This window comes from Streptomyces sp. NPDC058964 (assembly GCF_042741275.1).
Classification (GTDB): Bacteria; Actinomycetota; Actinomycetes; order Streptomycetales; family Streptomycetaceae; genus Streptomyces.
Genome location: NZ_JBHYKH010000005.1, coordinates 1 through 13,860, shown reverse-complemented (window position 1 = coordinate 13,860; position 13,860 = coordinate 1). Strand labels below are relative to the sequence as shown.

Here is a 13,860-nt window from a genome sequence, read left to right as displayed (position 1 = left end):
CGGCCCGCGGAACAGGCGGTGGGCGGTGCCCCCCCTACTCCGCAGCACACCGCCCCACCGCACCCTCACAGACCCTGCTTGCAGGTCTTTTCAGGAGAAAGACATGCCAGACACCCAGCGGGATACCGGAGCCCGCGTCGTCCCCCACCGCGTCGACGTCGCGTCTCCGGAGGAGGTCCGGGCGTTCACCGACGCCGCGGAGAGTGAGCTCGGCCCGATCGGCGCCGTGGTGGCCTCCGCGGGAGCGGTACGTGACAACCCCCCTGGTGAGGATGACCGGCGAGGACCGGGGCGATGTCATGGCGGCCGACCTCGACGGCACCTACGACATGTGCCGCTCGGCCGTCTTCTCGTTCATGAAGCGCCGCGCCGGCTGTGTGGTGACGCTGTCGTCCATGGCCGGGGTTCACGGCAACGCCGCGCAGACCAACTACGCGGCTTCCGAGGCGGGGATCATCGGCCTCACCAAGTCCCTGGCCAAGGAGTGCGGAAAGTACGGCGTACGCGCCAGTGCCGTGGCGCCCGGCCTCATCGAGACCGACATGACCACCGGCCTGACCGAGGCGGTCAAGGAGGACATTCCCGACGGCGTTCCGCTCGGCCGCTTCGGCACCCCCGACGACGTCGCCGGCCTGGGCTCCGTCCTCGTCTCCGACCGCGCCCGCTGCATCTCCGGCCGGGTCCTGGCGTGGACGGCGGCCTGGTGATTCGAGCACACCCTTCCCCGATCCATCGACCATGAGAGAAACCGTGTCTGTCGCACCTGCTTCGCCCCTTCGCGACCACGCCCGGCGCGGCTGGTGGCGCGGAGTGATGGCGCTGCCGTTGGCGCCTGTCGTGGCCCTGCACCTGGCCCACCGCGTCTGCCACCCTGCCCCCGCCGCACCGCACCACACCCCGGCTCGTTTCCGGCTCTCCCCGCGGGAGATCCGGATCCCGCACCGCAACGGGCGGCTTTCACTGGCCGCTTGGGTGTGCCGGGCGGACCCGCAGCGCGTGGTCATCCTCGGGCACGGCCTGGGGCAGGAGAAGTCTCACGCCCTCTCACACGCGCGCATGCTGCACCGCGCCGGATTCACCGTGGTGTTGTTCGACTTCCGGAACCACGGCGGCAGCACCAGGGACCGCGGCCTGACCCGGTTCCTGAACCGTTACGTCGAGGACGTGCGCACGGTGGTCGACCACGTACGGAGCCTGCCCGAGCACGCGGGGTGCCGGATGGTGCTCTACGGGTTCTCGCTGGCCACCTTCGCGATGCTGCAGTCCATGACGCTTCCGGGCGGCGCGGTGGACGCGGCGGTCTTCGACGGCGGGCCGGCGCTCAGCGTACCCGCGACCGCACGCCGGCTGCTGGGCGCCGGCGCACTGCCGCTGCCGGCGATCGCCCGCGGCCGGCCGACACGCGATGCGGTTCAGGCGCTGTTCGGGCAGATCGGCAGGGTGACCATGGGCACACCCGCGCCGTGGCCGCCGCCCGCAGGTCACCCCGTGTGCGACAGGACCCCGATGCTGTTCGTCTCCGGTGCCGCCGACCCGATCGTACCGACCGAGGAGGCAAGGCGGCTGGCCCGGCCGTACGCACGAGCCGAGCTGCTGGTGATCCCGCGGGCGGGTCATCTCCAGACGATGGCGATGGACCGCGAGCTGTACCGCGGCACGGTCCTGGAATTCCTCGAACGCTCTTTGACCACACAGGAAGGACACCCGGACCGATGAGGCTCGGACTCAATCTCCGCTACCTAGGGCACCTGGGCGCCGGAGCCCGGCCGCGGGAATCCGCTCAGTACGTTCGCGAGGCCGAGCGCCTGGGCTTCTCGGTGGCCTGGACTGCCGAAGCGTTCAGCTCGGACACCGTCTCGCTGCTCGGCTGGCTCGCCGCGCAGACCTCGCGCATCGATCTGGGCACGGCGGTGATGCAGATCCCCGCCCGCACCCCCGCGATGACGGCGATGACCGCCGCCACCCTCGACCTGCTCTCCGAAGGCCGCTTCCGCCTCGGACTCGGAGTGTCCGGGCCGCAGGTCGCCGAGGGCTGGCACGGCGCCCGGTTCGAAAAGCCGCTGGCACGCACCCGCGAGTACGTCGACGTCGTCAGGATGGCCCTGCAGCGCAAGACCGTCGCCTACGACGGAGAGCACTGCCGCTTGCCGCTCCCGGACGGCCCCGGCAAGGCCATCCAGCTGGGCATGCGCCCTCGGCGCAAGCACGTACCGGTCTACCTCGCGGCCGTCGGCCCGGCCAACATGCGCCTGGCGGGCGAGATCGCGGACGGCTGGCTCTCCGTCTTCTTCCAGCCCGAGTTCGGGCAGGAGTCCCTGGCGGAACTGCGCACCGGACGGGAGCGCAAGGGGGCGGATCTGCGGGGATTCGACGTGGTGGCGGTGGCGGTGCCGGTCGCGACCGGCGGCAATCTCGCCGACTGCGCCGACCGGGTTCGCGCATTCACCACCCACTACGTGGGCGGGATGGGCTCACGTCAGGACAACTTCTACAACCGGCTCATGGCCCGCACCGGCTTCCCCGACGAGGCCGAACAGGTGCAAAAACTCTATCTGGGCGGGGAGTTGCGTGCGGCCACCGAGGCCATGCCGCAGGAATTCCTCGACCGCACCGCCCTGCTGGGTTCCGCCGACCGCATCGCGGACCGACTGCAGGCGTACGCCGAAGCCGGAGTCACCACCCTCTCGGCCACGATCTTTCCGGAACACGTCGAAGAGGGCATCGCGACCCTGCGCACCCTGGCGGAGGCCATGGACAAGGCCGGAGTGGGAGACTGAGGCTCGACTACGACGTCCTCACCGCGACATCCGCGGCACAAGGCATGAGTTCAGTGGTGCGCCGTCTGGTGCCGGCGCGCGCGCCGACGAGGCCGGCATCGCGTGGGGCAGGAGGCCGGCACCATATGCAGCATGCGTGCGCTGGTAGGGGCATCCTGGCCGGGGAGCCGGTCGCCCACCGTACGGCAATCGAGTGAAGCGTCGCCTCTATTTCCGAATGTGAAGCTGTCGTCAATCAGGGCCTCTCCTGCCTCTTATATGCGTCAGGGTTACCTCCCCCAACGCATGCAAGGACGGATCAACGTGCACCATCTCGCCCCGTGCGTGATTCTGGTGTTCAGTCTTCTGGCGCACAGACCGACGATCGAACACTGGGTCCGCGACCGCTCCCGCCAGCGGCTGAACTGCGCCGTCTTGCGGGAACTCGCCCGCACTGGTGGCACGGTCCGGGAAGAACACCGCTCGCGCGGCCACACCGTGCTGTGGGAAGTGGAACTGCCGCCCAACCGGCCTGCCTCTGCCCCGCGTCCGCAGACCGCCCGCGGAGAACGGGAGCACCGGCCACGGCTCGCGACTTGCCGCACCGGCGCCACGAGGCCGCCGAGGAGCCGCGCCAGCGCCGGCGAACCGGGCAGGGGCCGGTGATCGAAGAAGGTTCACCCTGGGTGGACGGTACTGGATCCAAGCACCTGTTCGATCAATTCTTCAATGAATTACATGACGAGGCCGTAGGATTCGTAACCTCTGTAGCGCCGGACTTGGATGTCGCGGACATCGTCCAGCAAGTATTCACGGAGATGTTGAGGAAGTGGCACACGATCCAGAATCCTCGCGCATATCTTTACACCGCCCTCAAAAACGAAGCCTTGAAGCGGCGCAGAAAACTGGCAAGGGATTTCCACTACAGCAGGCTCTCGTCCAGGCGACCTGCAAGCCCGACTCGAAGAACCACCACTCGAAGAACCACCAGTGGTGGCTCGCCGACTCCCGCATCATCAGCGTGTCGAAGAACAAGGCGATCGCCTCGAACTCCTCCCACACGGGTTGGAAACCGTACCTGGAGAAGAGCGGCGACTCGAACCCGCAGCGGGTGCGCCAGGAGTGGGGCACTTCCTGACCCGACAGGAGCCAACCCAAGGCGGCTCACGCAGCCGTCGGTCCCGGCCTCGCCAAGAACAATTCCCGAACCCCCATTGCCCCAGGTGAAGCGCCGTCACTCATTCCCCGGCCGGACAGCGGCGCGGGTATGCATCCAACGGGAGTTCTTCAATGCGGTGGAAGGGGGGCATGCCGCGCGTGCTTGCGGCTGCGGCGATTCCCGCCGTCCTGCTGGCATCCTCGTCAACGCCTGCCTCCGGACAGGAAGTGACCACCACCCAAGCGCCGAGCAACGCCGTGTTCGTCCTCGACACCGACAGCGGCACATTCGGCCCGGCGAAGGCCGGCCTGGCCGCCCCGGCCGACGTGACGCCGGCCGCCACCTACATCGGCAGGGCCACCGACACGCAGATCCTGACCTCCGGCGGCCAGAAGGCGATCGCCGACATCACCCTCGCGGCCTCCCCCGTGGAGACGGAGCGCGCAGCGTGGGCCGCCTCCTCACGGTTCGTCGATCTGTCGTGGCCCGACGTCGGCGCAGCCCGCTATGCGGTCTACCGCAACGGCGTGAAAATCGCCGACACCAGTGGCCTTCAAGTACGCCGGCGACAACCGCGGCTTCTCCCGCAAGGTGAAAGGCCCCAGGTTCCGGGCCAGCCTGCGCGGCATCGTGTCCTGGACGAGGCCCCGATACGAACTGCCCGGAGACCGGCTGGACCAAGGTGTACAACAACGAGGGCGTGTTCATCGACAAGCGCAAGGCATCCACCAGGGGCGTCGACCTCAAGACCATGACCCGCTTCGACGGCAAGACCCGCGCCGTGCGCGCCCAGATCGAGGCCACGGATCCGTTCTGCCCGTCGTTCGGCCTCCGCCGGGCAGGCATCGGGGTGTTCTATGACGCCCGCCTCGCCCGCAACGGCGACTTCTACGTCGCGGGCAAGTACCGGCGGGCCCCCGACCACGAGATGTACCTCTACGGCTACACCCGCGGCAAAAGGCATTCGACCAAGACCGTGCACCAGTCGAAGAACCTCAGCCTGCTCTGTCTGACCCAGCCGCTGTGCGACCTGGGCACCACCGGCAACAGCGGCGGCTACTGACCCCGTCCCGGGTCCGCAGAACACAGGGGGGACAATGATCGGGAAGCGGCCCGCCGCCGGGCGGCCCGCACCACATGGGGGTTGATGTGACCATCACCTGGCGCAGCGCCGTCTTACACGCGCTCACCGTAGTCGTCCTGTCCTGGCTGACCGGAGCGGCCGTCGACCTGGCATGGTCGGCAAGCTCCGGCCACCTCCACACGTGGCTGTCCACCTGGCTGAGGGACCCGTGGAACGCGGTCTTCATCTCCGCCGCCACCGCATCGCTGACCTTCGCCCGCCGCCCGGACAAACCCCTGCCACGCTGGCGCGCCGCCCTTATCGACGCCGGCATCTATGTGACCGTGCTCCTGGTCATCTCCGGGATCGCTGCATGGGCGACCGGCGACGACGCCCCCGCGGACACCGCGTTCGTGACAGCCGTCATCGCGCTGTTCACGCTCCAGCTCCCCGCTGCACGGCTGTTGACCATGTGGCGCTCCGGACATCTGCAGATCGTGCTCAGCGACGGCCAGACAGACCCGACGAGCAGGAACCTGGCCAGCTGATGACGATGCCCCGACGAACCCACGCGGCCGTGGCTGTGGTCGTGCTCTGCGTGATCCTGGCCGGCTGCTCGAGATCCGCCCCGATCAGCGACACGACCTCGTTCGACCCCCTCACACAGACCCTGAAGGAAGGCGAGCGCCCTCTCGCCCCTGACTTTTCCGGGACCACGCTGGAGGGTCACACGACCCACCTGACCGATTACCGGGGCAAAGTCGTCGTGGTCAACGCGTGGGCCTCCTGGTGCGGCCCCTGCCGCATCGAAGCACCCGAACTGCGGAAGATCCAGCAGACGTGGGGAAGCCGCGGAGTCCAGGTCCTCGGACTCGACAACGACACAAGCCGAGCCGCCGGACTCGCCTTCCAGAAAGACCACCACCTCGGCTACCCGTCCCTGCACGACCCGTCAGGACGCCAAGCCCTGAAGCTCCCCCACGGGCTGGTGAACCCGCAATCCCTTCCGTTCACGATCGTCATCGACCCGGCCGGGAAGATAGCGGCCGCCCGGATGGGAGCAGTGACAGAAGCCGCGATGAAGAAGATCATCACACCGTTGCTTCGCGCGGCCAGGAAGAGCCCCAGCAAGCCGTGATCTCGTCGTTGACTGTAGATAAGTGAAATCGTGAATATTTTGGCCGCCTCGGCGGGGATCAACAAGACCGTTCTGCTCCGTCGTTGACGCACCTGCCACGAAGTCCCACGGCGCGGCCGGGCCGGGGCCTCCCGGTCACAGCAGTTGCCGGCCTGTCAGATCCCTCTCCTAGGCTGGTGCAGAGATCGATCAAGGAGCGGGGCAGTGCGAATAGAGCGTCACCACGTGGGCGGGGCCGTCGTGTCGGCAGCACGCAAGGACTTCGCGAACCGCGTCGGGGGTCAGGTGCGTTCCATGTCGAGGGGCGGCCGGATGACCACCTACGAATGGCAGGCGATCGCCGAGGAGTTCCTCGATTACCTGGGCGCCCTCTCCGTCGAGACACCGGGCCTCGACTCCCCGGAGGCCCGGGCAGCCCTCAAGGACGCCTCCGAAGCCGCGGCCGGCGCCGTGGCCTACGCCGCCTACCATCCGCACTGCAGCTTCCAGGTCTTCCTGGAGTACGTGAACTTCGGCATGAGTTACGACCCGGGTGGCGATGAGCCCGAGGAGAGCGTCACGCCCTGGAAGTGGATCGACGCGCTGTGCCTGACGCTCCTTCGGGACAGGGCCGCGTGGCACGGCGAGGCCTTCCACTTCGCCCGGGAGAAGTTCGCGGGGAAGGCGCAGGGAACGCCCGCCGGCGAGCTCGCCACCGGATTGATGGCCGTGGTCCTGGACGACACCGGCAACGACGAGGAGTACCCGCCGAGCGCCCAGGCCAAGCTCGCCGCTGTCGACGCGGCCCTGGACCGGATTCGTACCCGCGCCCAGGAGACCAGCGACCCGCTCATGGACCGGCCGGAGAGCGCCGCGCTGCGCGCGCTGCGCGCCCTGGCGGCCGAGGACCGGGTAGCCTTCGATGCCGGGCTGGCCGACCTCCTCGTCGGTCACAGGAACCGGCAGAGCCCTTCGGCCTCCGCGCGCACTCTGCTCCCGCTCGTCCCCATCGCCCTTGGCGCGCTCGCGTACCGGACGCTGGGCTGGGCGCCGGCCGTCCGCACCGACTACCTCCCGCACGCGCTGATCAGCGGCTTCGAGACCCGGGGCGCCCGGGTCGGAGGGTTCGGCCGGGACCGGCGCCCGGACGCGGTCGCCGCGCTCGCCGCGGGCCCGCTGGTGGTGGAGCGGCCCGCCTGCGAGCGGACGGTGGATCCGCAGATCGAGGGCAGGTACGAGGCAAAGGTTCGGAAGGCGTTCACCGCCGCCGACGGAGAACCTCTCGCCGTCTGGCGGCTCGGCAGCGGCATGGGCGATCAGGAACGCCTCTTCAAGTGGCGCGCGGGGGAATCCGGGGGCACGGACGCCCAGCTGGCGAACCTTCGGCTGGCTTCCCAGATGGGGGCGGCCCTCTTCCGCATCGCCCTCGCGGAACCGGGCACCGAGGCCGAGGTGACCGTCGATGGCCGCACGCTGCGCTACCCGGCCGCGCGGGACGAGGAGGCCGGCGCCGGCAACTGGCAGAAGGCCACCGCCTTCGCCCTCATCACCGGCGCACGCGAGGACCTCGCCCCGCTGGTCCTCACCGGCCCTACCTTCGCCCGCCCCGACGGCTCCGCCTTCAGCGCGTACCGCGAAGCCCTCCACGCCTACCTCAAGGGCGCTGATCCCGAACCGGCCGCGCAGCGGGCGCTGGAGCAGGCCGAGAAGGCCAAGGACTGGGGCTTTGCGATGCCGCCGGCCGTTCTGCTGTCGCAGCTCGTGGAGGGCGACGAGGAGAGCTTCAATCTGGCCCTGGCCGACGCGCTGGAAGCCCACCGCGACTACTACCAGGTCGCCGACCGGGCCGACGATCCGGACGCTTCCGTCGACCTCGACATACTCGGCCTGGCCTGCCACGCCCGACGCCGCGGCTGGGCGATTCGCGTTGAATCCCCCTACCTGCCGCCGCACCTCCTGCGGGCCGCCGAACCCATCTGACGTCGCTAAAAGATCTTGGTCTCGGAAACGAGTAAGCCCGTATCTCCGTCGCATCCCGACGGCGTCCGAAGGGCGATGGCTGGCGAGGCGGCGGCGAAGAAGCAAGGCCGCCCAGAGGGCGGCCACAGAGCGCAGTCCGCAATGGCCGATGCTACGGCTGTTCGGTTGCCGCTGGCAGGTTGTGCCATGCATGTCCGCAGGCGCCTTTGCAGTACGTCTCGCGGCGGCGAGTGTCGGCAACGGCGAACACGGAAACGAGGACACGGAATGCCTTGACGTGTTCGGTGGCGGGCAGCCCCGCGAACCCGCAGCGGGGTGGGCCCATGCAGATCATCACCGAGGGGTTGGCCGTGGGCTTCACACCGGACCGCGCCACCCCCGCAGGCCTTGGCCACCCTCCGCGTGCCAGGCATTCGACATTGCGAGGTGGGTGCTCAGCGCCCTGTCTGCGCCAGTTCAGCAGGCCGCCGGGGGCCGGGGGACACAGCCCGGCTCCCACAGCGGCGTCTTGCTGGCCCGGCTGGCCATGCGAGGGGCCGGTGAGTGCCGGGGCGGCCGGGGCGACGTCCGCGGACGGTGGGCGTGTAGGCGTCGTGGTGGGTTGCCAGGTAGCCGGGTGGCTGCTCGCCGGTCTTGACGCGGTACATGGCCCTGTCCGCGCCGCGCAGCGGGCGGGCGGCGTCGGCTGCGTCGGGCAGGTCGGCGGCGCGGGCGGTGCCGATCGACACGGCCGGGTGCAAGGCTTGCCCGTCGTGGTCGACGGGCTGTGTCAGCAGCTCGTGCAGAGCACGGATTTCACGGGCGGTCGTGGTGGGCGGCATCCGCGCCGTGATGCCGAACTCGTCACCCCCGAGGCGTGCGGCGAGCCCGCCGTGGGCGGTGGCCCATGCTCCGAGGTGGTGGCCGACGGCGGCGATCAGGATGTCGCCGGCGGCGTGTCCGAGGGTGTCGTTCACCGACTTCAGGCCGTCGGCGTCGGCGACCATGACGTGCAACTGGGCTGCTCGTGGTGGGTGCGGGCGAGCCGGGCGGTGCGTTCCGCCAGGGCGTCGCGGCCGGGCAGGCCGGTCAGCGGGTCGCGGCGGGCGTGGTCGAGCCGGCGGCGCACGCGCAGGTCGTCGGCCGCGAGGGCGGCCAGGCGAGCGGCACAGCGGCCGCCGCGATGACGAACGTGCGCGTCGGCTGCCGTAAGACGCTGGATGCAGGCATGATGGTCTCCGGTCTGTCCCCTCGGGGGCGATCGAGAGAGGCGTACCCCGAGTGCTTCCAGGCTTTGGGGGTGCGCCTCTTGCTGTGTGTGCGAGGTCAGACAGCGCGGACGGAACGGACGCTGCGGCGGTCCGGGGGCGGCTGGCGTCGTGCTGGCTCCAGCCGTTCGTGGCGCGTAGGGCGGGGTCAGGCCGCGAGGCCGTGCCCGGGGCAGTCGGGGCGATGTAGGTGCTGGGGTCGGCGGGGGTGCCGTCGTGACACTCCAGGCACATACCGAGCAAGGCCGATACTGGCGCAGAGCAACTGTTCTGCAGGTGTCGTATGCCTGGTCTCAGAGCGCGGGTGAATCCTCAGCTCGCTGAGCGATGCCTTGCGTTGACGCGGACTGCTGAGCCGGTGGGGTCCATCGAGTCGGCGTCTTGATCACTGCCGAGCCGCCAGCTGGCCTGACCGGCGTGACTGACCTCAGACCCCTCGCCTGGCCACCTGCTCCGATAAAGACCGAGCGGCTCGTACTCCGGGAGTCCGAGGCCCGGGACCGCGCAGCGGTCATCGAGCTGAACGCCTCGCCAGAGGTCGGCACCTACCTCGGTGGTCCTCGACCGCGTGCCGAGCTCGAACGCACGGTGCCCGAGGTGCCCGGGCGGCGTCCTGGCTTCTTCGTGGTCGAGCTCGATGGAGCGACGATCGGCACCATCCAGCTCGACCCGCAAGACCCCGAGCGTCCGGGTAACCGCCTGGAGGCAGGGGAGACCGAGCTCGGCTACCTGTTCCTGCCGGAGGCGTGGGGATGCGGGTACGCCACCGAGGCGTGCACAGCGGCACTCGACTGGTTTGCCGGCGAGCTTCCCGGTCAGCCGGTGGTGCTCTACACCCAGACCGCCATCGTCCGTTCGATGCGCCTCGCGGCGAAGCTCGGGTTCACCGAGCTGGAGCGATTCGAGGCGTACGGCGCCGAGCAGTGGTTCGGCGTGTGGTCCTCGGTCGCGCCGCTCGCTTGAGCTCGTGCTCGACAGCGCGGATCTACGGGGCCACCGGTCGGTCGTCGACCTCGGCCCGCGGCTCGACTCACGCGGAGCACGTCGGAAGGGAAGCGTACGGTGCTGGGGAGCTCACACGGACGGCTGCATAGGATCCCTGGATGGCAATCAGCAGCTACCTCTTGCAAGGACCGCGGGTGGCCATCCGTCACGTCTGTCGTCAGGACTACGACGAGCTCACGGTGCTGGCTCAAGACAGCGCTGAGATGCTTCAGCGCTGGCTGGGCGCCCGGGACAGCACGGAGGCAGCGTTCGAAAGTTACCTTCAGCGGTTCGAGCAGCCCACGCACGAAGGCTTCGTGAACTGCTTGCGTAGCACCGGCGCCATTGTTGGCGGGGTCAACATCAACAACATCGTCCGAGGCACCCTCCAGAGCGGAACTCTGGGCTACACCGCGTACGCCTCTACGACCGGTCACGGCTACATGACCGAAGGGCTCGGGCTCCTCATCCAGCACGCCTTGGGCGAACTGGGACTGCACCGGCTGGAAGCCAACATCCAGCCCGACAACACGCCCTCACTAGCCCTGGTCGAGCGCCTGGGCTTCGAGCGCGAGGGCTATTCGGCCGCCTTCCAGTTCATCAACGGCGAATGGCGAGACCACGAGCGCTGGGCCATCACCGCGGCAACGGCAGGGAAGGCCGCACAGCCTGGGGCTGACGCTCCGGTCCCGTAGCTGACGACGGGTGACGAGGTGGTCGGGGCAGGCGCCACGGTCGTACTCGGGAGGGCTGCCGGCCTCGCGAGGAATTCGTTCCTGCGCGCAGCCCTGGCGGCGAGTGTGCTGTCGCATCACCGGGTCCAGGCGCCGGGCGGGCCGGTGCGGGTAGCGGGGGCCGGGACGCTGCGGGCGGGGTCGGCCGATCCGGCGGCGCGGTCGGTGGATGAGCACAGGCTCCTCGAGGCGGTCTGTCGGATGCGGGCGTGACCGCGCCACCGCCGTGGTGCCAGGGCGGCGGGCGCGGGGAGCTGTACGAGTGGCCGGTCCGGCTCCATGCCCGCGACCGCAGCCCCGTGGATGGGCGGGCGGCGGGAGCGGACGGCACCGTCCAGGCGACGTCGGTTCACCGACGGGGGCAGCTGCGGCAGGACCGGGTCCGGCGTGGTCGCGGACGGTCCAAACCGGGTCAGGTGGACCACGATGCAGGTGTCGGTGACGAGCGGGGTGTCGTCGTCCGTGTAGACGCGGACAGCTGGGGTGAGGCTGAGGCCGCGCAGCGCCAGTCCGGACAGCGCCGCCCAGGCGAGGACCGTGAGGCCGACAGCGACCGGACGGCTGGGAGCCGGGATGCCGTACTGGTGAAGAGACAGTGTTCCAACCCTGCGCAATCCGGTGTGCGTGGGACACGGGGTGACACCCGTCTCGCCCAGCACTGCCTCAGGTGCCCCTCCGTGACGGGTCGGAAATAGCGTGCTGCGGCGTCGCTCCATTGCTACGCTCGGACGCATGATCACGCTTGCGCCTCAGCACCGGATGATGCCCCGTCCACGGGGCTGCTGAGATCGGACGCGTACCGAATCCGAGGCCCGGGACGGGGCCTCGCTTGTTGTGCGACCAGGCCTCGCCACCCGGTAGGAGGACCGATGACCGCACGACGCCGCTACATCACCACGACCATTCCGTACGTCAACGCCCACCCGCACCTGGGCTTCTCCCTGGAGCTCGTCCAAGCTGACACGTTGGCCCGTCACCACCGCCAACGGGGCGAGCAGGTCCGGCTGCTCAGCGGAACCGACGACAACTCTCTGAAGAACGTCCTGGCCGCCGAAGCGGCCGGCGTCGACGTGCAGTCGTTTGTCGACCGCAACGCCGATGCGTTCGCCGCGTTGCGTGGTCCACTGGCGCTCTCCTTCGACGACTTCATCCGCACCAGCAGCGACCCACGTCACCGCGTCGGAGTCGAACGACTGTGGCGCCAGTGCGCCTCGTCAGGCGACCTCTATCGAAAAGAGTACGAAGGCCTGTACTGTGTCGGCTGCGAGCAGTTCTACACCCCCGACGAACTGGTCGAAGGACGGTGCGGCGAGCACGGCACCGAACCTCAACTCGTCGCGGAAGAGAACTGGTTCTTCCGGCTGTCCCGCTACGCCGACCGCCTCCATCAGCTGATCTCGAGCGGCGACCTGCGCATCGAGCCCGCAGCCCGCCGCAACGAGGTCCTCGCCCTCATCGGACGTGGCCTGCACGACTTCTCCGTCTCCCGCTCCCACAGCCGCGCCCACGGCTGGGGCATTCCCGTGCCGGATGACCCGAGCCAGGTCGTTTATGTGTGGTGGGACGCCCTCGGCAACTACGTCACCAGCCTCGGACATGGCACCGGTGACAGCGCCTACGACCAGTGGTGGGAAACCAGCGAGCGTCGCGTCCACCTGGTCGGCAAGGGAGTGGTGCGCTTCCACGCCGTGTACTGGCCGGCCATGCTGCTGTCGGCCGGGCTCCCGCTGCCCACCGACATCCTGGTCCACGACTACCTCACCGTGGGCGGCCGCAAGATCAGCAAGTCCGCCGGGACCAGCGTCGACCCGGCTGCGCTGGCCGCAACATATGGCACCGATGCGTTGCGCTGGTGGCTCCTGCGCGATGTGCCCCGGGTCGGGGATACGGACTTCACGCCCGACCGGCTGACCACGCGCGCGGATGCGGATTTCGCCGGAGGGCTGGGCAACCTCGTCCACCGCATCGTGACCATGGTTCACCGCTTTCGCGGTGGCGTTGTCCCCGCCTCCGCGCCGGTAAATTCCGGGGGGCTGGCGCTGGTGGACGTTTGCCGGGAGGCGCCTGGCCTTGTCGATGCCGCCTTGGCCGACTTCGACTTCCGGCGTGCCATCCACGCTGTCTGGGAGATCGTGGAGGAGGCCAATCGATGTATTGACTGGACCCGGCCTTGGGAGCTGGCTCGGGAAGAGCGGAGGGGCAACGGTGAAGCGGCGAAGCAACTCGACACCGTCCTCGTCACGCTGGTCACAGCGTGCCGCGTGCTGGCCGATGAACTACGCCCATTCATCCCAGATGCCGCCACGCGGATCACCGGACAGCTGACACCGGTCGAGGGGCTTCTGCCCGCAGCACAGCCGCTGTTCCCTCGCCTTCACGAGGACGTGCAGCCAGAGTGACCTCCGGTGCTCCATGAACCTGGTCGCCTTCCTCTCGATCTTCGCGCAGCTTCGGGTGGGGCGCCCAGGGCGCTGGCCAGTTCCGGGATCAGCTTCGCTACTCGTACTTGCCAGCAGCTTTGCCGTTCAGGGCCGCGAGGTGGCCGGCCCAGCTGTCCTGGGCCAGCACCGCCCACTGAGTCGCGGTGTTCCTGTGGACGTCGAAGAGGTCGCTGATGACGATCGGCGGTAGTTCCCCGGCCATGCCGAACAAGGCCATGTTGCGGGCGGTGATGGTCGGCAGGCCGTGCTTCATGAGTTGTCCCGACAGCGCCCCGCCCCAGCCCCCGCAATGACCGGTGCAAGAGGCCACTTGGACAGGGAAATCGCAACTTCGACATGGCTCGCGGAGGCAGCTACCTTCATCTGGCCCTCGGTGGTC

General features: G+C 69.2%; 16 protein-coding genes. 11 read left to right on the top strand and 5 right to left on the bottom strand.

The window, feature by feature from the left end; genetic code table 11:
* Nucleotides 1-251 precede the first annotated feature (251 nt).
* The 8 genes from ACFW2E_RS01080 to ACFW2E_RS01045 all read left to right on the top strand — a co-directional run bounded on the left by ACFW2E_RS01080 (nucleotide 252) and on the right by ACFW2E_RS01045 (nucleotide 8,075).
* The gene (locus ACFW2E_RS01080) at nucleotides 252-707 is read left to right on the top strand and encodes an SDR family oxidoreductase (protein ID WP_384459391.1); all 456 of its coding nucleotides are present in this window, start codon (nucleotides 252-254) and stop codon (nucleotides 705-707) included.
* A 43-nt stretch (nucleotides 708-750) separates the two neighbouring features.
* Nucleotides 751-1,716: an alpha/beta hydrolase gene (locus ACFW2E_RS01075; protein WP_384459388.1), complete on the top strand. Its 966-nt coding sequence runs from the start codon at nucleotides 751-753 to the stop codon at nucleotides 1,714-1,716.
* Nucleotides 1,713-2,777 (top strand): LLM class F420-dependent oxidoreductase, encoded by a 1,065-nt coding sequence (locus tag ACFW2E_RS01070; RefSeq protein WP_384459385.1) that lies wholly within the window; start codon nucleotides 1,713-1,715, stop codon nucleotides 2,775-2,777. The genes ACFW2E_RS01075 and ACFW2E_RS01070 overlap by 4 nt, the downstream gene beginning before the upstream one ends.
* A 320-nt stretch (nucleotides 2,778-3,097) precedes the next feature.
* Nucleotides 3,098-4,510, top strand: coding sequence for an RNA polymerase sigma factor (locus ACFW2E_RS01065; RefSeq protein WP_384459382.1), 1,413 nt, complete (start codon nucleotides 3,098-3,100; stop codon nucleotides 4,508-4,510).
* Between the two features lie 87 nt (nucleotides 4,511-4,597).
* Nucleotides 4,598-4,978 carry a hypothetical protein gene (locus tag ACFW2E_RS01060; RefSeq protein WP_384459379.1) on the top strand — a complete coding sequence of 127 codons (381 nt, stop codon included), beginning with the start codon at nucleotides 4,598-4,600 and terminating at the stop codon, nucleotides 4,976-4,978.
* A gap of 86 nt (nucleotides 4,979-5,064) precedes the next feature.
* Nucleotides 5,065-5,526 carry a hypothetical protein gene (locus tag ACFW2E_RS01055; protein ID WP_384459376.1) on the top strand — a complete coding sequence of 154 codons (462 nt, stop codon included), beginning with the start codon at nucleotides 5,065-5,067 and terminating at the stop codon, nucleotides 5,524-5,526.
* A gap of 5 nt (nucleotides 5,527-5,531) precedes the next feature.
* Nucleotides 5,532-6,116 carry a TlpA family protein disulfide reductase gene (locus ACFW2E_RS01050; RefSeq protein ID WP_384459373.1) on the top strand — a complete coding sequence of 195 codons (585 nt, stop codon included), beginning with the start codon at nucleotides 5,532-5,534 and terminating at the stop codon, nucleotides 6,114-6,116.
* 225 nt (nucleotides 6,117-6,341) lie between these two features.
* Nucleotides 6,342-8,075, top strand: coding sequence for an Imm49 family immunity protein (locus ACFW2E_RS01045; RefSeq protein ID WP_384459509.1), 1,734 nt, complete (start codon nucleotides 6,342-6,344; stop codon nucleotides 8,073-8,075).
* Nucleotides 8,076-8,226: 151 nt separating this feature from the next.
* On the opposite strand, the gene ACFW2E_RS01040 is transcribed toward ACFW2E_RS01045, so the two are convergent.
* The 3 genes from ACFW2E_RS01040 to ACFW2E_RS01030 are packed head-to-tail and all read right to left on the bottom strand — an operon-like array spanning nucleotide 8,227 to nucleotide 9,183.
* Nucleotides 8,227-8,451: a DUF5958 family protein gene (locus tag ACFW2E_RS01040; RefSeq protein WP_384459370.1), complete on the bottom strand. Its 225-nt coding sequence runs from the start codon at nucleotides 8,449-8,451 to the stop codon at nucleotides 8,227-8,229.
* A gap of 58 nt (nucleotides 8,452-8,509) precedes the next feature.
* The gene (locus ACFW2E_RS01035) at nucleotides 8,510-9,061 is read right to left on the bottom strand and encodes a GGDEF domain-containing protein (RefSeq protein ID WP_384459367.1); all 552 of its coding nucleotides are present in this window, start codon (nucleotides 9,059-9,061) and stop codon (nucleotides 8,510-8,512) included.
* Complete coding sequence (locus ACFW2E_RS01030; protein ID WP_384459364.1) at nucleotides 9,037-9,183, bottom strand: hypothetical protein; 147 nt, start codon at nucleotides 9,181-9,183, stop codon at nucleotides 9,037-9,039. The genes ACFW2E_RS01035 and ACFW2E_RS01030 overlap by 25 nt, the downstream gene beginning before the upstream one ends.
* 556 nt (nucleotides 9,184-9,739) lie before the next feature.
* Here ACFW2E_RS01030 and ACFW2E_RS01025 point away from each other — a divergent pair.
* A complete protein-coding gene (locus ACFW2E_RS01025; protein ID WP_384459361.1) occupies nucleotides 9,740-10,285 on the top strand; it encodes a GNAT family N-acetyltransferase in 546 nt (181 codons plus the stop codon).
* 140 nt (nucleotides 10,286-10,425) lie between these two features.
* Entirely contained in the window at nucleotides 10,426-11,001 is a 576-nt protein-coding gene (locus tag ACFW2E_RS01020) for a GNAT family N-acetyltransferase (protein ID WP_384459358.1), read from the top strand.
* Between the two features lie 116 nt (nucleotides 11,002-11,117).
* Here the strand turns inward: ACFW2E_RS01020 and ACFW2E_RS01015 are convergent, their stop codons facing one another.
* Nucleotides 11,118-11,654 (bottom strand): hypothetical protein, encoded by a 537-nt coding sequence (locus ACFW2E_RS01015; protein ID WP_384459355.1) that lies wholly within the window; start codon nucleotides 11,652-11,654, stop codon nucleotides 11,118-11,120.
* Nucleotides 11,655-11,909: 255 nt separating this feature from the next.
* Between ACFW2E_RS01015 and metG the strand changes: the two genes are divergently transcribed.
* Nucleotides 11,910-13,439, top strand: coding sequence for a methionine--tRNA ligase (gene metG / locus ACFW2E_RS01010; RefSeq protein WP_384459352.1), 1,530 nt, complete (start codon nucleotides 11,910-11,912; stop codon nucleotides 13,437-13,439).
* A gap of 97 nt (nucleotides 13,440-13,536) precedes the next feature.
* Here metG and ACFW2E_RS01005 read toward each other — a convergent pair whose 3' ends face one another.
* Nucleotides 13,537-13,734 carry a hypothetical protein gene (locus ACFW2E_RS01005; RefSeq protein WP_384459349.1) on the bottom strand — a complete coding sequence of 66 codons (198 nt, stop codon included), beginning with the start codon at nucleotides 13,732-13,734 and terminating at the stop codon, nucleotides 13,537-13,539.
* Between the last annotated feature and the right edge of the window lie 126 nt (nucleotides 13,735-13,860).

Coding starts and splice junctions, on each gene's coding strand:
- ACFW2E_RS01070 (WP_384459385.1), top strand. CDS start 1,713: ATGAGGCTCGGACTCAATCTCCGCTACCTAGGGCACCTGGGCGCCGGA.
- ACFW2E_RS01050 (WP_384459373.1), top strand. CDS start 5,532: ATGCCCCGACGAACCCACGCGGCCGTGGCTGTGGTCGTGCTCTGCGTG.
- ACFW2E_RS01035 (WP_384459367.1), bottom strand. CDS start 9,061: ATGGTCGCCGACGCCGACGGCCTGAAGTCGGTGAACGACACCCTCGGA.
- ACFW2E_RS01020 (WP_384459358.1), top strand. CDS start 10,426: ATGGCAATCAGCAGCTACCTCTTGCAAGGACCGCGGGTGGCCATCCGT.
- metG (WP_384459352.1), top strand. CDS start 11,910: ATGACCGCACGACGCCGCTACATCACCACGACCATTCCGTACGTCAAC.
- ACFW2E_RS01005 (WP_384459349.1), bottom strand. CDS start 13,734: ATGAAGCACGGCCTGCCGACCATCACCGCCCGCAACATGGCCTTGTTC.